Below are 17,649 nucleotides of genomic sequence, written 5' to 3' on the forward strand. Positions count from 1 at the left end.
CCCCGACGGCGAGGGCGCTGAGAGCACGGACGCCGCTGGGAGTCGGGACGGTGCTGGGGCCGCTGGTGGTCGCGACAGCCGTGACGACCTCGGACGTGGCTGAGGCGTGCCGCCCGGACGAATGCGAGGCGTGCCGCCCGGACGAATGCGAGGCGTGCCGCCCGGACGAATGCGAGGCGTGCCGCCCGGACGGGGGCGAGGCGTGCCGCCCGGACGAATGCGAGGCGTGCCGCCCGGACGAGGGCGAGGTGTCCCGTCCGGGCGTGTCACGAGTTGTCCACAGGCGAGGAGAGGGGACTGCGCCCACTCGGGCCAGCATGGCAAGGTAGCCGGGTGAACGTCCTCGATGTCCTGCTGATCCTGGCCGCCGTCGGATTCGCCGTGAGCGGCTACCGGCAGGGTTTCGTGGTGGGTGCGCTCTCCGTGCTCGGCTTCCTCGGTGGCGGCGTGATCGCGGTGCAGCTGCTGCCGCTGCTGCTGACCCATCTCTCCCCGGGCGTGGTCACCTCTGTCATCGCCGTCGTGGTCGTCATCGTCTTCGCGGCCTTCGGGCAGGCGTTCACCACGCACTGGGCCTGGAAGCTGCGCGGCCGCGTGAGCCGCAGTCGGGCGCGCGTCCCCGACGCGATCGGCGGCGCGCTGGTCAACGTCGTGGCGATGCTGCTGGTCGCCTGGCTCATCGGCTCCGCTCTCGCGGGCACCTCCCTGCCCACCGTCGCGCACCAGGTCCGCAGCTCCAAGGTGCTCGGTGGCGTGCAGGACATGCTGCCCGCCGACGCCCCGGGCTGGTTCTCGGACTTCACCTCCACCCTGGCCCGCAACGGCTTCCCGCAGGTCTTCGACCCGTTCCAGAACGAGCCGATCACCAACGTGCCGCCGCCGGACCCGGCCCTGGTCAACGAGCCCGCGGTCCGCACCGCACGGCAGAGCATCGTGAAGGTGATCGGGACCGCCCCCTCGTGCAGCAAGGTCATCGAGGGGACGGGCTTCGTCTACGCGTACCAGCGCGTCATGACCAACGCCCACGTCGTCGGCGGTGTCACCGACCCGACCGTGCGGCTGGGCGACCGCACCTACCAGGCCCGCGTGGTCCTGTACGACTGGCAGCGCGACCTCGCCGTGCTGGACGTGCCGGGCCTGCACGCGCCCACGCTCACCTTTGCGGGCAGCGCCCACAGCGGTGCGGACGCCATCGTCGCCGGTTTCCCCGAGAACGGTCCGTTCAACGTCCAGGCCGCCCGCATCCGCGGCCGCATCCAGGCCGAGGGCCCCGACATCTACCACCGCGGCAACGTCAGCCGGGACGTCTACTCGATCCGCTCCACCGTCCGCCAGGGCAACTCCGGCGGACCCCTGCTGACGACGGACGGCGAGGTCTACGGCGTGGTCTTCGCCAAGTCCCTGGACGACGCGCAGACGGGCTACGCACTCACCGTCGACGAGGTCCGCGCCGACGCCCAGCGCGCCGCCGACCTCACCGCGCCGGTCAGCACCGACGCCTGCGCGCTGTAGGACCGGCGGGCCCGGCGGTTGCGCCGGGCCCGGTCGGCGCGCTCGGCGTGCTCGGCGTCGGGCGCGACCGAAGTGGGCCTCTCCTGGTGACGTGCCTTCCTGGTACGGTCTGGCCGAGCGTGAGATCACGTCAGCAACCAGGAGGACGACCAGTCATGATGGGCCACTCGCATGCGGTGAGCGGGGCGCTGCTCTTCGCGGCCACCTCGTCCTTCCTGCCGCCGCTGGTGATGCACGCTCACCTCAAGCCGCAGGAGATCCTGATGGGCACGATCCTGTGCGCCGGGGCCGCCCTGCTGCCGGACCTCGACCACCACGACGGCACCATCGCCAACTTCCTCGGCCCGGTGAGCAAGCTGCTGTGCCGCTTCGTCGCCTGGATCTCGGGCGGACACCGGCACGCCACGCACTCGCTCTTCTTCGTGGCCCTGATGACCGCCGGCACCTGGGCCGGGGTGACCTACGTGGGGCGCGGCTTCACGCTCGGCATGACCTTCTTCCTGCTGGCCATGGCCGTGCGCGCGCTCAACCTCTGCCCGCCGGGGCACGCTTTCAACGCCTGGGGCACCATCGTGGCGGAGGCCGCCATCGGCACCGCCGTGATCGCCAAGTTCATCCCCTCGGCGCCGGGTTGGCTGCCCTATGCGGTCGGGCTCGGCTGCCTGGCCCACCTGATGGGCGACTCCATCACCAAGATGGGCGCTCCGTGGCTGTGGCCGATCAAGACCCGCTACGAGATCGAGATCATCAAGAGCAGTGGCAACAAGCTGGAGACGGAGATACTCGTCCCGCTGATGGGCGTCGGCACGATCGCCCTGCTCTGGTTCACCGCGCTCTCGCCGCACAAGCTCTAGCCTTCGCGAACACCCCGCGATCCTGCGCCTGACATCGCGGGGATTCGCGGGGATGGGCGGGGATTCGCAGGGATTCACGAGCGCGCGGGAAACGGGTACACGTCGGACGGGTCGGCCTCGGGTTTCGGGGTCGACCCGTCCGGCGTTGGAATCAGCGTCGGCTCAGCGCTGGCGCAGCCGGGAGGTGACCCAGCGGGCGCGACGGCCGATCAGGCGGGGGAAGCCGACATGGTCGGCGGGCTCCGAGGGCTCCAGGGGCTCAGCGCGCTCCAGCAGGGTGGGAGCGGCGTTCATGGCACTCCTCGAGCCCGTGGGCGGGCCCGACGGGGAGCGGCGACGGTTTCGGGACGTGGAGGCGCGGTCGTGCATCCAGCTCATACTCCGAAGGTGCCCGCGCCGGAGGCCGGATAATCCCGAGCACGAGTTCCAATTGGCTTATGCCAGGGGCGCATTCACTCGACGGGTGGCGCCCCGCCGGTCACCTCTGGTGGCCCTTCAACCACTCCAGCAGCAGCGCGGAGAACCCGTCGGGATCCTCCTCGTGCGGGTAGTGGCCGATCCCGTCGAGCGGACGCCAGTCGTAGGGCGCGTCGACGTAGGCGCCGGAGCTGAGGGCGGTCTCCGGCAGCAGCACCGGGTCGGCCTCACCGTGTACGTGCAGGGTCGGCACACGAAGCTTGCGGTTCATGCGCCGGGAGAACTGGAAACCGTCGGGGCGGCCCATGGAGCGCATCAGCCATCGGTAGGGCTCGATCGAGCAGTGCCGGGTGTTCGACAGGAGCATGGCCTGTCGGTACGTCAGCAGCTCCTTCTCGCTCGGCCGGTGCCCGGGGCCGGACCAGTCCCGCAGGTAGTCGCCGACCAGGGCCGCATCCCCCGCGGCGAGCTGCCGCTCGGGCATCCACGGGCGCTGGAACCCCAGCAGGTGGTCGGCGGCGACAATCTGGCGTCGGTCCGTCAGCAGTGCGCGCCGCAGGCTGCGCGGGTGCGCGCTGGAGACCACGACGAGGTGCCGGACCAGGGCGGGCCGCATCGCGGCCGCGGTCCAGGCAAGGAAGCCGCCCCAGTCGTGCCCGACCAGGGTCGCGTCGGAGGCGCCCAGGGACCGGATCACCCCGGTCAGGTCCAGCGCCATGTTGGAGGGGTCGTATCCGCGGGGCGTCCGGTCGCTGCCGCCGACGCCGCGGAGGTCGACCGCGACGGCGCGGTAGCCGGCGCCCGCCAGGGCGGTCAGCTGGTGCCGCCACGTCCACCAGAACTGCGGCCAGCCGTGCACGAACAGCACCAGCGGCCCTTCGCCGAGCTCGGCGATGTGGAACCGTGCCCCGTTCGCGGCGAGGTCACGGTGCGTCCACGGACCTTCGATCCGGGGATCGAAGGCGTCAGCGCTGGAGGCGGCAGGGTCGAAGGCCATGGGAAGAGCGTGTCACACCTCGGGCCCCGCACGCCGCCTCCGGCACCCGTCCGCGCGTCCGGTCGCCGGGCCGCCGGCACCCGTCCACGCGTCCGGGCGCCCACGCGTCCACGCGTCCGGACGAGCGCGCGGACGGGACGGGGGTCAGCGCGTCAGTGCCTTGTGGCCGTCACCGGACACCACGGCGCCGACCACGGGGCCCGGGTGCGGCTTGGCGGACTTCAGTACGTCCGCCGTCGCCTTGGCGCCCGCGATGGTGCGCTCCGGCGGGGACAGCTTCTTGAAGAAGCGGATCGCGACCAGTGCCGCGATCACGGCGAGCACGACGTAGACACCGCCGATGATCAGGAAGCACCAGACCAGACCCAGGCCGGTCGAGTGGATCCCGTACGCGGCCGCGAAGCTGAACATCGGGATGGAGGCCAGCAGGATCACCGCAGCGGCGCCGATCGAGCCGAGGCCCGAGGCGCCGCGGACGACATCCTTCTTGATCTCCTGCTTGGCCAGCGCGATCTCGTCATGCACCAACGCCGACAGATCCGCGGTCGCGGAAGCGAACAGCTGCCCCACCGTGCGCTCGGTCCCGGTTTCGGGAGCGGCCATCTCGCTTCTCCTCATCTCGCGCGATCCCCGTGGGCGGTCGGTGCGACGCTCTCGCACGACCGCTGTTGCTCTATCAGATCATGCCGCTACCGGACGGTACGTCACCACCGGACACTATGCCGTCCTCCGAGTCCTCTTCGTCACACAGTCGCTGATACTTCCGGTTCCGCATCCGCAGCAGGACGGACGCCGCCACCGCGCAGATCACGGAGCCCACCAGCACCGCCGCCTTGGCGCGTTCGGTGAGCTCGGGATTGCCGGAGAAGGCCAGCTCGGCGATGAGCAGCGAGACGGTGAAGCCGATACCGGAGAGCACCGAGATCGAGAAGAGATCGGCCCAGGCCAGTTCGGGATTCAGCTCCGCCCGGGTGAACCGTGCCGTCAGCCAGGTGCCGCCGAAGACGCCGAAGGTCTTGCCCACCACGAGCCCGAGCACGACACCGAGTGGCGCAGCCTCGGTGAAGACCTGGCCGAGGGCATGGGGGCTGATGGAGACGCCGGCCGCGAAGAGCGCGAAGACGGGCACGCAGAAGCCGGCCGAGAACGGGCGGACCAGGTGCTCGATGTGCTCGCCCGGCGCGTGCTCCTCGCCCGGGTCCTTGGTCACCCGCAGCATCAGCCCCATCGCCACGCCGGCCACCGTGGCGTGCACGCCGCCCTCGTGCATGAGCGCCCAGATCAGCACGGCGAGTGGCACGTACAGGTACCAGCCGTGCACCCGGGCCCGGTGCAGCACGTAGAAGAGGATCAGGCCGAGCAGCGCGAGCCCCAGTGCCCAGGGCTTGACGCCGTGGCTGTAGAAGATCGCGATGATCAGGATCGCGATCAGGTCGTCCACCACCGCCAGGGTCAGCAGGAAGGCCCGCAGGGGCGAGGGCAGGTGGGAGCCGACGACGGCCAGCACGCCCAGCGCGAAGGCGATGTCCGTCGCCGTGGGGATGGCCCAGCCGCCCAGGTGACCACCGGGCCCGCTGTTGATGAGGACGTCGATGACGGCCGGCAGGGCGACTCCGCACACCGCGGCGGCGACCGGCAGCAGGGCGGCCCGCGGATCGCGCAGCTCGCCCACCACGAGCTCGCGCTTGAGCTCGATGCCGGCCACGAAGAAGAAGACGGTGAGCAGGCCGTCCTTGGCCCAGTCGGCGAGCGTCAGGTTCAGGTGGAGCGGCGTGCTCGGGCCGATCGTGTAGTTGCTGACGCTCTCGTAGGAACCGGGCCACGCGTTCGCCCAGACGAGTGCGACCACCGCGGCCACCAGGAGCAGGATGCCGCCGACCGTCTCCGCCCGCAGGGCGTCCGCGATGAAGGCGCGTTCCGGCAGGGGGAGCCTGGCAAGGAACTGGCGGCGCGGCGTCGGCGTCGGCTCGCTGCTCACGCGAGGGCACCTCACTTCTGTCAGTTACGACCGTTTGCATCCGTTTTGTCACATGCTACGGATGTACGACAGAAGCGCGCCGAAGGCTGCGGCCCGCCGACGACGGCGGCCCGCCCCCGGCCGGATGACGGCTGGGGACGGGCCGTGGTCAGGACCTTCGGCTGATCCGGGTCAGTGCTCGCTCAGTCCTCGCTCAGTCCTCGCTGGGAGCGGCAGGGAGCTTGCTCTGGATCAGGTCCATGACGGTGGTGTCCGCCAGCGTGGTGACGTCACCGACCTCGCGGTTCTCGGCCACGTCGCGCAGCAGGCGTCGCATGATCTTGCCGGAGCGGGTCTTGGGCAGCTCGCTGACGGTCAGGATCCGCTTGGGCTTGGCGATCGGGCCGAGCACCTTGGCCACGTGGTCACGCAGCTCGGCGGTGAGCTCGTCACTGTCCTGCGCGGTGCCGCGCAGGATGACGAAGGCGACGATCGCCTGGCCGGTGGTGGCGTCGGTGGCGCCGACGACCGCGGCCTCCGCCACCTGCGGGTGCGAGACCAGGGCGGACTCGACCTCGGTGGTGGAGATGTTGTGGCCGGAGACCAGCATCACGTCGTCCACCCGGCCGAGCAGCCAGATGTCGCCGTCCTCGTCCTTCTTGGCACCGTCGCCGGCGAAGTAGCGGCCCTCGAAACGCGACCAGTAGGTGTCGATGTACCGCTGGTCGTCGCCCCAGATGGTGCGGAGCATCGACGGCCACGGCTCGGTCAGCACCAGGTAGCCGCCGGAGCCGTTGGGTACCTCGTGGGCCTCGTCGTCGACCACGGTGGCCGCGATGCCGGGCAGCGGGACCTGCGCCGAACCGGGCTTGGTCTCGGTGACGCCCGGCAGCGGGCTGATCATGATCGCGCCGGTCTCGGTCTGCCACCAGGTGTCCACGATCGGGGTCCGGCCGCCGCCGATGTGCTCGCGGTACCAGACCCACGCCTCGGGGTTGATCGGCTCGCCGACGCTGCCCAGCACGCGCAGCGAGGACAGGTCGAACTTGGCGGGGATGTCGTCGCCCCACTTCATGAACGTGCGGATCGCGGTCGGCGCCGTGTAGAGGATCGTGACGCCGTACTTCTGCACGATCTCCCAGAACCGGCCCTGGTGCGGGGTGTCCGGCGTGCCCTCGTACATGACCTGGGTGGCGCCGTTGGAGAGCGGCCCGTAGACGATGTAGGAGTGGCCGGTGACCCAGCCGATGTCGGCGGTGCACCAGTAGACGTCGGTCTCCGGCTTGAGGTCGAAGACCGCGTTGTGGGTGTAGCTGGCCTGGGTCAGGTAGCCGCCGGTGGTGTGCAGGATGCCCTTCGGCTTACCCGTGGTGCCCGAGGTGTACAGGATGAACAGCGGGTGCTCGGCCGCGTGCGCCTCGGCGGTGTGCTCGGCGGACTGACGCTCGGTGATCTCGTGCCACCACACGTCCCGACCCTCGGTCCACGCCGTCTCCTGGCCGGTGCGGCGCACCACCAGGACGTGCTCGACCTGCGGGCAGGACTGCACGGCCTCGTCGATGGCCGGCTTGAGCGCGGTCGCCTTGCCGCGGCGGTACCCGCCGTCGGCGGTGATGACCAGCTTGGCGTCCGCGTCCTGGATGCGGGAGGACACGGCGTCGGCGGAGAAACCGCCGAAGACCACCGAGTGCGGGGCACCGATGCGGGCGCAGGCCAGCATCGCGACGGCGGCCTCGGGGATCATCGGCATGTAGATCGCCACCCGGTCGCCCTTGGCGACGCCCAGCTCCAGCAGGGCGTTGGCGGCGCGGGAGACCTCTTCGTGCAACTGCGCGTAGGTGATGGTCCGGGTGTCGCCCGGCTCGCCCTCGAAGTGGATCGCGACGCGGTCGCCGAGGCCGGCCTCGACGTGCCGGTCCACGCAGTTGTAGGCGACGTTGAGCTCGCCGTCGGCGAACCACTTGGCGAACGGCGGGTTGGACCAGTCGAGGGTCTCGGTGGGCTCCTTGGCCCAGTTCAGGCGGCGGGCCTGCTCGGCCCAGAAGGCGAGGCGGTCGGCCTTGGCCTCGCCGTAGGCGTCGGCGGTGACGTTGGCGGCTGCGGCGAGCGCTGCGGGAGGGGCGAACCGCCGCTCCTCCTTCAGCAGGTTCGCCAGGCTCTCATTGCTGCTCAACGCAACACTCCTCATCGATTACGTCCCGGTTTCGTGAGATAGCTCACCAGGTCGATGGGTGTGCTGACAAGGCCCCGCGTGAAATTGGTGTAGACCTTTGATCGGTCGATGTCCAATCGGACCCGCCCGACCAGCGAACGGGCCGCTCCACCGACCGGCCCGAAGGCGACCGGCGCCCCGCGAGGGCGCCCGGGACTTCAGGCCGCCGTGCCCACGCGCGGGCGGACCGGCAGGAAGCCCCGGCCGGCCGGTGACCACCAGTAGGTCTGAGCGGTCGCCAGTTCGAAGTAGAGCCCGGTCAATCGGATCAGGCCGGCCTCAGCCTTCCGGGCGACGCTCGGATGCGCGCGGAGGTTGTCGAGCTGCTGGACCACGTTGGTCAGGCACAGCCGCTCCAGTGGGTCCGTCGAGGCTGCCCGGCCGTAGAAGCGGGCGGGGGCGTGTCGGACCCGGTGCAGGGAGTCCTGCCCGTGGCGCAGCCAGCGGGTCAGCGGCGTCCCGGCCAGCCCGTCGCGTCGGTGGGCACCGTGCAGCAGGGACTGCATGGCCCCACAGCCGGAATGGCCGCAGACCGTGATGTCGCGGACCTCCAGGACGTCCACGGCGTACTCCACGGCGGCGAAGACGCTGTCGTCGGTAGTGGGCGGGACCAGGTTCCCGATGTTGCGGACGGTGAACAGCTCTCCCGGGCCGCTGCTGGTGATCACATTGGGGACCACCCGCGAGTCGGCGCAGGTGATGAAGAGCTGGGAGGGGGACTGCCCCTCCCGGGCCAGCCGCGCCAGCTCGGGACGGAGCAGGGGCGCGGTGTGCCGCTGGAAGGCCCGGACGCCGGTGAGGGCGTCCGGTGCGGTCGTGGCCGGGGGAGGGGGCAGCGTGGCCGGCTGGGGGGACAGCGCGGACGGTGGGGACAGCGGGCGGGTCTGCGTGCTGGTTCCGGCCTCTGACGTCGCTCGGGCCTGTGACGCGGTTCGGGACTGGGCCCTGGTTCGGCCCTGGGGGCTTGGCGCGGTGCTCGGCGTGCTGTTCATGGGTCGCGTCTCCTGTGGGGTAGGACGGCGCGGCGGGGTGTGCCACGGAAGAGCCAAGAATCGGTAAATGAAGAGTAATGAACTCTTTACCTTGCTGGCTCTTCCGGTGGTCCAAGTTCACCCGTGAGAGCGGACGCCGGCGGTGGAGACGGGCCAGGTCAGACCGCCAGCGGCTCCGGCAGACCGGTCAGGTGCTCGCCGAGGACGAAGCCCGGATCGACCTGGGCGGCGAGGTCGGCGCCGGTCTTGGCATTCCCCCAACTCTCCGCATTGCGAAGGTGGAAGGTCACCAGCTGCCGGGTGTACCGCTCCCAGTCGCGCTCGGCGTAGGAGGCGTCGACGGTCTCCTGCATGAGGCGCAGCACCGCGGCGTTGGCCGGCTCCAGCTCGTCGAAGGCGGGGGTGCGCCCCTGCTCCGTCCGGCGTACCCAGCCGGACCGGCCGAACCCCGCCAGTAGGGCGTCGCCCAACTCCTCCCGGAGGAAGGCGAGGTCGTCCTCGTTCTCGACCTTGTTGCCGATCACGTGCAGCCGGACGCCGAAGTCGCGCGCGTAGTCGCGGTACTGCCGGTAGACCGCCACGCCCTTGCGCGTCGGCTCGCAGACCAGGAAGGTCTGGTCGAAGCGGGTGAACAGGCCGGAGGCGAAGGAGTCGGCGCCGGCCGTCATGTCCGTCACCCAGTACTCGCCCGGCCCGTCGACCAGGTGGTTGAGGCAGAGCTCGACCGCGCCCACCTTCGAGTGGTAGCAGGCGACACCGAGGTCCTCCTCGTTGAACGCGCCCGTTGCCATCAGCCGCAGCGATGCTCCGTCCACCGTGACCGGCCGGGCGCAGAGCCGGTACACCGGGTTGTCCTCGACGATCCGCAGCAATCGGGAGCCCCGACCGGGCGGCGTTGTCTTGATCATTGACGCCGCGTCGGCGATGCGGGGGTTCTCCCCGCGCAGGTACTCCTTGATGGCCGGGAGCTCGGCGCCGAGCGAGGGCAGTGCGGCACACTCCTCGTCGGTGAGCCCCAGGGCCGCCCCCAGGTGCTGGTTGACGTCGGCGTCCACCGCGACCACCGGACTCCCGGCGACGGCGAGATGGCGGACGAACAGGGAGGACAGCGTGGTCTTGCCACTGCCGCCCTTGCCGACAAAGGCGATCTTCATGGGAGCTCCGGACGGGACATGGGCGGTGCCTTGGCTGATGCCTTGCGAGAGAAGCGGTGCGACGTGATGCGGCGTTCCGGTGGCAGCTCGCCGACGACTGCCGGGCCACCAGCCGATTGCCGCTCGGCCGATTGCCGCTTATTGGCAACCGTTATCGTCACCGATTGCGTTCATCGTAGCGACGCCCAGGAGTTCGGAGATCCGGTTTCACCGATCCTTGACACTTTCGGGTGACGCACCACACGTCCCCTGTGGACCCGAGCCGTCCACGAGTTCCGTAATGTCAATGCGGTGAGCACGAGCCCCTCTTCCTCGTCCCCCGCTCCCGGAGCCGCGGACCCGCTGGCGCCCCTGGGCGAACTCCCCGGCGTTCCCGAGGCGGTCGCCGAGACCCGCAAGGCCGTGGACCGCCTCTACGGCCACCGGGTGATGCGTCGCCGCGCCGCCGAGGTCACCTCCGAGGCCGCCCTGCGCGGCGCCCGCGCCTCCGCGGCGCTGGACGGTGCGAACTGGCCGCTCGAGGAAGTGCGTCGCCGCAGCGACTTCGGCCGTGACGCCGAGGCCCGTACGGTCGGCGGTGCCCTGCGCCTGAACGCCGAGGTCGGGCAGCTGCTCGGCACCTGGCGGCACTCCCCGCTCCAGGTCCTCGCGCGCCTGCACCTGCTCGCCGTCGGAGAAGGGGAGGCGGCCGACGGCGCCGATGCCGAAGGCGGCGGCCTGGACGGTGTGGGCACCGGTGGTCGAGTCGACGCGTCTGTCGTGGGGCGGCCGCGGCGGGCCGACGAACCCGCCGAGGTGCTCTTCCGGCACCAGGTGGCCGCGACGGAGAAGGCCGAGACGGAGTTCTCCGCGCTGGAGGGAACCCCGGGCCTCTCGCTGCCCCCGGCGCCGTCGGCCGCCGAGGTCTCAGCACGATTGGACACCCTCGCGCAACTGCTGGCCAGCCGCGGCGGTACGAAGCACCCGAACGAGCGAACGGCCCCCGCACTCGTCGTGGCCGCCGTCGTCCACGGCGAACTGCTCGCGCTGCGCCCCTTCACCAGCGCGAACGGCCTGGTGGCCCGCGCCGCAACCAGGATCGTGCTGATCGCCGAGGGGCTCGATCCGAAGGCCATCTGCCCGATGGAGGTCGGCCTCGCCGAGCTCGGCACCGAGGCGTACGCGGCTGCACTCTCCGGCTACGCCTCGGGCACCCGGGCCGGCATGGCCGCCTGGATCTCGCACTGCGCCCAGGCGCTGCGCCTCGGCGTCCGCGAGAGCACGGCGGTCTGCGAGGCCATGCAGCGCGGAATGGCCTGACCTGTCCGACCGGGCGCGGCCTACCGGCGGATTCCATGGCGAAGGGCCGCGCGGCAACAGGGTTCCGGCGGCCAGCGGGGGCCCGGCGGCAAAAGGGTTGCGGCGGCATCCGAGAAGGGTGCCGCCGCTGGCACAGGGTCCGAGTGACCATGCGTGCGCCTGCTCTTTGCCCATCCGGCGGGGATCTCTGCCCGTTCGCCGGGTGTGGCGGCCCAGATCGTGGGTCGGCTGCACGTGGGTGCCCGGAGGCTGTGCGCGGTCCGTGGGGCCTGACGCGTCGATGGTTCCTTTCGACGTCGCCGTCTGAGGTGTGCCATCCGGTCTCGCGGGCCGTACCTCCTTTGTAGCGCGGAACGCCCGGAAGCGGAACCCAAGGACTCGGTTCTTTGTCCGGCGTTCCGCGCGGGCGGGCGGAACGCGGCTGTCAGCCGACCGCTGCGGCAGCGCGTCCGGAGCGCCGTGCCACGTACCAGACCAGGCCCGCCGCGGTCACCGCGGCACCGAAGGCGGCCGCGGCGAGCATCGGACGGCTGGTCACCGAGAGGGAGGCGCTGCGCTCCTTCAACTGGACCGGGCGGGTGAAGACCAGCACCGGCCAGGAGCGGGCCTGGGCCTCCCGGCGCAGCGCCCGGTCCGGATTGACCGCGTGCGGATTACCGACGGCCTCCAGCAGCGGCAGGTCGGTGGCCGAGTCGCTGTAGGCGTAGCAGCGGGCGAGGTCGTAGCCCTCGAGCGCGGCCAACTCGCGGATGGCGACGGCCTTGTTCTCCGCGTAGGCGTAGAAGTCGATCTCGCCGGTGTAGAAGCCGTCCGCTTCGGCCATACGGGTGGCGATGACGTGGTCGGCGCCGAGCATCTCGCCGATCGGCTCGACCAGCTCGGAGCCCGAGCTGCTGACGATCACGACGTCCCGGCCTGCGGCGTGGTGCTCCTCGATGAGCGAGGCGGCCTCGTCGTAGATCAGCGGGTCGATCAGGTCGTGCAGGGTCTCGGCAACGATCTCTCGTACCTGGGCGACGTTCCAGCCGCGCGCGAGCGAGGAGAGGTACTCGCGCATCTTCTCCATCTGGTCGTGGTCGGCGCCGCCGGCGAGGAAGACGAACTGCGCGTACGCGCTCTTGAGCACCGCGCGGCGGTTGATCAGGCCGCCCCGGTACAGGGGGCGGCTGAAGGCCAGCGCGCTGGACTTCGCGATCACGGTCTTGTCCAGGTCGAAGAAGGCTGCCTGGCGTGCTGGGCGGGGCTGCGAGTGGTTTTCCACGAGGTCGAGGATAAGTGCCAACCATTCGGCGCAAGGCCCGGCGCGTGGGTTTGCTTGAGAAGGGCTTCGGGTACACCATGGAAGTCACGGATCGTTCGCGACCGTGCTAACCCAGCTCGACTCCTCCCCCCCCGAGTCGGGCTGTGGAGGACGACCCCCGCTCTCCCCCCCGGCGGGGGTCGTCGCATGTCGGCAGCCAGGCGCTGCGGTGCTATTTACGGACGAACACAGGGGATGCGTCAACCGTTTGTTCGTTTATCCACTCTCACGCGTGGCCGTGTTTTCCACACCCCCCGGTTTATCCACAGATTCGGTTCCGGTTCGCCGGTCACTTGCGAATTCGGCGCAGTGTGGTGTCCGCGCCGAAAGGGGCGCGTCCAGCACTCCGTGAGGGAGCCGTCATGGCCGCACGCCCGCCCGTCGACCCACCCGCCGGGCCTCCCCCGGTCCCGCCCAGAGGCCCGTCCGTCCCGTCGCTCGACGGATGGGAGCCGCGGTCCGGGCCACTGATCGTCACCGAGAACGACGAGTTGATCGACGCCCTGCTCAAGCTGTGCGCCGCCGCCGGAGCCACCCCGCACGTCGTGTGCGGGGCCCCGCCGCCGCGCCAGGCCTGGGAGGCCGCGGCGCTCGTCCTCGTCGGCGCCGACGTGGCCGACCGCATGGCGACGCTGACCCGGCGTCCAGGGGTGCTGCTGGTCGGGGCGGATCTCGACGACGCCACGGTCTGGCAGCAGGCCGTCGCCCTCGGGGCCGAGCATGTGGTGTTCCTCCCCGACAGCGAACCCTGGCTGCTCGACCGGGTTGCCGACGCCGCCGAAGGAGTCGGCTCGCCCGCCCTCACCGTCGCCGTCATGGGCGGGCGCGGCGGGGCCGGCGCCTCGACGCTGGCCTGCGCCCTCGCCGTCACCGCCGCCCGGGAGGGCCATCGGACGGTCCTCATCGACGTCGATCCCCTCGGTGGGGGGCTCGACGTGCTCCTCGGGGGCGAGGAGGTGGTGGGGCTGCGCTGGCCCGACCTCGCCTCGTCCCGAGGGCGGGTCAACGCAGTCGAGTTGGAACAGTCGTTGCCCCGGCTGCACCGTCTCGCCGCGCTCAGCTGGGATCGTGGGGACACCCTGAGCATCCCCGTCGAAGCCGTTCGGACGGTGCTCGGCGCCGCCAGGCGGCGTGGAGGGGTGGTGGTGCTCGACCTCCCCCGCCGGATCGACGACGCCGCGGCCGAGGCCTTGGAACAGGCCGATCTTGGCCTGCTGGTGGTCCCCGCCGAGCTGCGGGCCATGACGGCCTCCAGTCGGGTCGCCGCCGCGGTGTCGATGCGACTGTCGGATCTGCGCTCGGTGGTGCGCGGTCCCTCCCCGAGCGGGATGACCGCCACCGAGGTCGCCCACGGCCTGCGGCTGCCGCTCGCCGGGGAGTTGGCCCCCGAGCCCGGCCTGGCCGCCGACCTGGAGTGCGGCCGTCCGCCGGGCGCCCGGCCCAAAGGCCCCCTGGGCCGTTTCTGTACCGCGTTTCTGACGGAGGCCCTGGCAGGTGCCGGCCTCACGGACGGTGGGGGAGTGGCGGCATGACGAGGAGCACGAGCACCCATCGCGCTCACGCGGGCGCGGGCACGGCAGGGCGGTCGGCATCCGTGTCGTCCGCCTCCGCCGGAGCGGTCTCCGCAGCGCTGCTGGACGCGGTCCGGCTGCGCCTGGCCGAGTCCGGGGCGGAGCCCACCATCACCGGCGTCGCAGCCGCCCTGCGCGCCCAGGGCCGCCCCTACGGTGACACCGAGGTGCTGGAGATCGTCCGTGAGCTGCGCGCCGAGATGGTCGGCGCCGGTCCCCTGGACCGGCTGCTCAGCGATCCCGAAGTCACCGACGTCCTGGTGAACGGCCCACGCGAGGTCTGGGTCGATCGCGGGCACGGCCTGCAACGGGCCAGGGACGTCAAGTTCACCGACGAGCCGTCGGTGCGCCGCCTGGCTCAGCGGCTCGCCCACACCGCGGGCCGCCGTCTCGACGACGCGAGGCCGTGGACTGACGCCCGGCTGCCCCAGGGTGTGCGGCTGCACGCGGTGCTCCCGCCGGTCGCGGTCGGCGGCACCCTCATCTCCCTGCGCGTCAGCCGTCCCCGCCCCTTCACCCTCGAGGAGCTGGTGGCCTCGGGCTCGTTGACCAACTGGGGAGCAGGGCTGCTGCAGGCCCTGGTCCGGGCCCGGGTGGCGTACCTGGTCTCAGGCGGGACGGGCACCGGCAAGACCACCCTCCTGGCAGCCCTGCTCGGGCTGGTCCCGACGAGCGAACGCCTGGTCGTCGTCGAGGATTCGGCGGAGCTCCAGCCCGACCACCCCCATCTCGTCCGGCTGGAGGGGCGCCCGCCCAACCAGGAGGGAGTCGGCGGGATCGACCTGCGTGATCTGGTCCGGCAGGCGCTGCGGATGCGCCCGGACCGCCTGGTCGTCGGCGAGGTCCGCGGCAGTGAGGTCCTGGATCTGCTGGCCGCCCTGAACACCGGTCACGAGGGTGGCTGCGGGACGGTCCACGCCAACGCGGCCGTGGACGTCCCCGCCAGGCTGGAGGCGCTGGCGGCGACGGCGGGGCTCGGCCGTGCCGCCCTGCACAGTCAGCTCGCCGCCGCGCTGGACGCGGTGGTCCACCTCGTCCGAGCACCCGGAGGACAGCGCCGGGTCGCCGAGGTCTGCGTCCTTGAACGGGGCGCGGACGGCCTGGTGACGGCCCTCCCGGCCGTTCGGTTCCCTGCCGCGGGCGGGCAGGAGCCCGGCCCGGGGTGGCCCCGACTCGCCGAGCGCTGCGGCGGGCTCCGGGCTCCGTGGGCCCGGCCCAAGTGACGGGCCGGTCGATGCCGGCGTGCCTGCCCGGAGCCGGCCTGCGGCAGGGGCCGTGGGGCGGGACGCATCCGATCGGGGCCCAGGCGCCGGGGGACACCCCAGCCACGCCCCGCGGAGCTGCCCATCTCTGGCCCGTGCCCACCTGGCCTGGGCCCGGCTGGTCCGGCTCCGGGTGGGCGCATCGCTCGCATCATGCGATGACGGCCATGGCGGCGATGGGCACGGGTCCGGTCGGCGGGGGCGGCGGTACGTCCGGGCCTGGACAGGCCGAGCTGGGACTCGTCTGGCCCTCCGTCCACGCGCTGGCGACGGCGGCCGTCATGGCCCTGCTCGGGCTGGGTGCCTGGTGGCTGACGCGGCGTGACCGGATGACCCGGCGCCTCGTCCGGCTCTGTCCGGGCGTCGGGGAACAGCGCTCCGGAGCCTGGCGGCGGCACGTGCACCGGATGCGTGCCCTCCTTCCGGTGGAGCTGCTGCTCCTCCCGCTGGGCGCCGTCAGCGCCTGGCTGGCGGCCTCGCCCGTCCCCGCCCTGGTGGCAGCGGCGGCCGTGTGGCCGACGATCCGGCTCCGCCGCCGACGGCGGGCGTTGCGGGCCAGGGAGGACCGCCAAGCCGCCGTGGTGGAGCTCTGCGCGGCACTGGCGGGCGAGCTCCGCACCGGGGCAACGCCGTACCAGGCCGTCGAGATGGCCGTCGAGGGCCTCCCGCACGGGGACGCGATCGATTCGACCGCCCTGTTGGCCGCCGTCCGGTTGGGCGGCTCGGTGGACGGGGCGCTGACCCTCCTGGCGGAGACGCCAGGAGCCGAAGGCGCCAGGGGCGCCGCCGCCTGTTGGCGGGTCACCTCCGCCAGTGGGGCGGGCCTGGCCGAGGGACTGGACCGGGTTGCCGAGGGCCTGCGCTCCGAGCGGGCTCTGCGGGACTCCGTCCGGGCGGAACTGGCCGGCCCGCGCTCCACGGCGGTGCTCCTGGCTCTCCTGCCCGTGTTTGGCCTGGCGTTGGGCGCGGCCCTCGGGGCCGATCCGCTGCAGGTGTTGCTCCACACCACGTCAGGTCTGGTGTGTCTGCTGGTGGGCGGCCTCCTCGAGTACGCGGGGTTGGTCTGGACGGCCCGCATCGCCCGCGCGGCGGAGCGCACCGCATGAGGGGGCGCGGGGTACGGTCCGCGTCACCCCTCGAACGACGTTCCTCCTCCGCAGGAGCCGCGGAGTGAACGCCGGATGGGTCACGGTGGCGGCCTTGCTCAGCGGGGCGACCGCCATGGGGACCGGGACGGTCCTGTACGTGCGTCGGCGCAGGGCGCTGCGCCGGGCCCGGCGGGTGGGCGTCGATCCCGTCCGTCGCCGGGAGGTGCGCCGCGCACGCCCGGGCGGGGAGCGCCTGCTGCCACGTGCGGCCTCCCTTGCGCTCGGAGCCGGTGCGGTGGCGCTGGTCGGCGGGGCGGCGGGGTGGGTGCTCGGGGTGGCGCTGACGGCGCTCGGGCTCCGCTACCTGCCGGCCCCGCCGGGGCCCGCCGAACGGGCCCGGCGGCGGGAGTCCGCCCTGCTGCGCTCCCAACTCCCACTGACGGCGGAACTGCTGGCCGGCTGTATGGCCTCGTGGTGCCCGCCGGACGTCGCCCTTGGCGCCGTCGCCGAGGCGATGCCGGAGCCGATGGCCGGACGCCTCGTGGCCGCAGGGGTCCAGCTCTCCATGGGGGCCGACCCGGAGTCCTGCTGGGAGCGGCTCGCGGCGACCGACCCGGTGCTTGCGCCACTGGGTCGGTGCCTGGCCAGGGCGGCCTCCAGCGGGGCGCCCCCGGCAGCCGGTCTCGCCAGGCTCGCCGGCGCGGAACGGGTCTCGGCGGCCCGCGAGGCCCAGGCCAGGGTCCGCCGGGCGGGAGTGCTGGCGACTGCGCCGCTCGGGCTCTGCTTCCTGCCCGCCTTCGTCCTGGTCGGCGTCGTCCCGGTGGTCACCGGCCTTGCCGGGATCTTCCTGGGCCGCCTCTGAGTTGGAGTCCGGCTCCGGGCTGACCCGTCCGGTCCGGTGACCGGACCTGCACATCGGTCGGGCCGGCCCGTCTCCTCGCTTGACCCTGCCTCTTCGCTTGGCCCCGCCCCGTTGCCTGGCCCAGCCCCTCGCCGGGGTCCGCCCTTCGCTCGGCGCCCTCCGGGCCGGTCCG

General features: G+C 72.2%; 15 protein-coding genes. 7 read left to right on the forward strand and 8 right to left on the reverse strand.

Annotation, left to right across the window (positions count from 1 at the left end; genetic code table 11):
- The first annotated feature begins 333 nt into the window (after positions 1 to 333).
- Positions 334 to 1,512, forward strand: coding sequence for a MarP family serine protease (locus BMY61_RS17150; RefSeq protein WP_042447899.1), 1,179 nt, complete (start codon positions 334 to 336; stop codon positions 1,510 to 1,512).
- A 155-nt stretch (positions 1,513 to 1,667) separates the two neighbouring features.
- Positions 1,668 to 2,366 (forward strand): metal-dependent hydrolase, encoded by a 699-nt coding sequence (locus BMY61_RS17155; RefSeq protein ID WP_042447901.1) that lies wholly within the window; start codon positions 1,668 to 1,670, stop codon positions 2,364 to 2,366.
- Positions 2,367 to 2,528: 162 nt separating this feature from the next.
- Here the strand turns inward: BMY61_RS17155 and BMY61_RS48395 are convergent, their stop codons facing one another.
- From BMY61_RS48395 to BMY61_RS17185, 7 genes are all read right to left on the reverse strand, one after another.
- Positions 2,529 to 2,660 carry a hypothetical protein gene (locus BMY61_RS48395; protein ID WP_269083966.1) on the reverse strand — a complete coding sequence of 44 codons (132 nt, stop codon included), beginning with the start codon at positions 2,658 to 2,660 and terminating at the stop codon, positions 2,529 to 2,531.
- A gap of 184 nt (positions 2,661 to 2,844) precedes the next feature.
- Positions 2,845 to 3,780 carry an alpha/beta fold hydrolase gene (locus BMY61_RS17160; RefSeq protein ID WP_042447905.1) on the reverse strand — a complete coding sequence of 312 codons (936 nt, stop codon included), beginning with the start codon at positions 3,778 to 3,780 and terminating at the stop codon, positions 2,845 to 2,847.
- A 144-nt stretch (positions 3,781 to 3,924) separates the two neighbouring features.
- The gene (locus BMY61_RS17165; protein ID WP_042447908.1) at positions 3,925 to 4,383 is read right to left on the reverse strand and encodes a phage holin family protein; all 459 of its coding nucleotides are present in this window, start codon (positions 4,381 to 4,383) and stop codon (positions 3,925 to 3,927) included.
- Between the two features lie 73 nt (positions 4,384 to 4,456).
- Positions 4,457 to 5,758, reverse strand: coding sequence for a Na+/H+ antiporter NhaA (gene nhaA, locus BMY61_RS17170; RefSeq protein WP_052438714.1), 1,302 nt, complete (start codon positions 5,756 to 5,758; stop codon positions 4,457 to 4,459).
- A gap of 193 nt (positions 5,759 to 5,951) precedes the next feature.
- Positions 5,952 to 7,910 (reverse strand): acetate--CoA ligase, encoded by a 1,959-nt coding sequence (gene acs, locus BMY61_RS17175; protein WP_236656019.1) that lies wholly within the window; start codon positions 7,908 to 7,910, stop codon positions 5,952 to 5,954.
- Between the two features lie 197 nt (positions 7,911 to 8,107).
- The gene (locus BMY61_RS17180; protein ID WP_042447912.1) at positions 8,108 to 8,941 is read right to left on the reverse strand and encodes a carbonic anhydrase; all 834 of its coding nucleotides are present in this window, start codon (positions 8,939 to 8,941) and stop codon (positions 8,108 to 8,110) included.
- 158 nt (positions 8,942 to 9,099) lie between these two features.
- Complete coding sequence (locus BMY61_RS17185; protein ID WP_042447915.1) at positions 9,100 to 10,095, reverse strand: ATP-binding protein; 996 nt, start codon at positions 10,093 to 10,095, stop codon at positions 9,100 to 9,102.
- Positions 10,096 to 10,386: 291 nt separating this feature from the next.
- Between BMY61_RS17185 and BMY61_RS17190 the strand changes: the two genes are divergently transcribed.
- Positions 10,387 to 11,394, forward strand: a complete 1,008-nt coding sequence (locus BMY61_RS17190; protein WP_042447917.1) for a Fic family protein — start codon at positions 10,387 to 10,389, stop codon at positions 11,392 to 11,394.
- A 424-nt stretch (positions 11,395 to 11,818) separates the two neighbouring features.
- Here the strand turns inward: BMY61_RS17190 and BMY61_RS17195 are convergent, their stop codons facing one another.
- Positions 11,819 to 12,667 (reverse strand): HAD family hydrolase, encoded by an 849-nt coding sequence (locus BMY61_RS17195; protein WP_042448158.1) that lies wholly within the window; start codon positions 12,665 to 12,667, stop codon positions 11,819 to 11,821.
- Positions 12,668 to 13,056: 389 nt separating this feature from the next.
- Here BMY61_RS17195 and ssd point away from each other — a divergent pair, with 389 nt between their 5' ends.
- From ssd to BMY61_RS17215, 4 genes are all read left to right on the forward strand, one after another.
- Complete coding sequence (gene ssd / locus BMY61_RS17200; RefSeq protein WP_082015036.1) at positions 13,057 to 14,226, forward strand: septum site-determining protein Ssd; 1,170 nt, start codon at positions 13,057 to 13,059, stop codon at positions 14,224 to 14,226.
- The gene (locus tag BMY61_RS17205) at positions 14,223 to 15,488 is read left to right on the forward strand and encodes a TadA family conjugal transfer-associated ATPase (RefSeq protein ID WP_082015037.1); all 1,266 of its coding nucleotides are present in this window, start codon (positions 14,223 to 14,225) and stop codon (positions 15,486 to 15,488) included. The genes ssd and BMY61_RS17205 overlap by 4 nt, the downstream gene beginning before the upstream one ends.
- A 197-nt stretch (positions 15,489 to 15,685) precedes the next feature.
- Positions 15,686 to 16,633: a type II secretion system F family protein gene (locus tag BMY61_RS17210; RefSeq protein ID WP_052438715.1), complete on the forward strand. Its 948-nt coding sequence runs from the start codon at positions 15,686 to 15,688 to the stop codon at positions 16,631 to 16,633.
- Positions 16,634 to 16,697: 64 nt separating this feature from the next.
- A complete protein-coding gene (locus BMY61_RS17215) occupies positions 16,698 to 17,477 on the forward strand; it encodes a type II secretion system F family protein (RefSeq protein WP_042447921.1) in 780 nt (259 codons plus the stop codon).
- Positions 17,478 to 17,649 lie beyond the last annotated feature (172 nt).

The organism is Streptacidiphilus jiangxiensis, assembly GCF_900109465.1.
Lineage (GTDB): Bacteria > Actinomycetota > Actinomycetes > Streptomycetales > Streptomycetaceae > Streptacidiphilus > Streptacidiphilus jiangxiensis.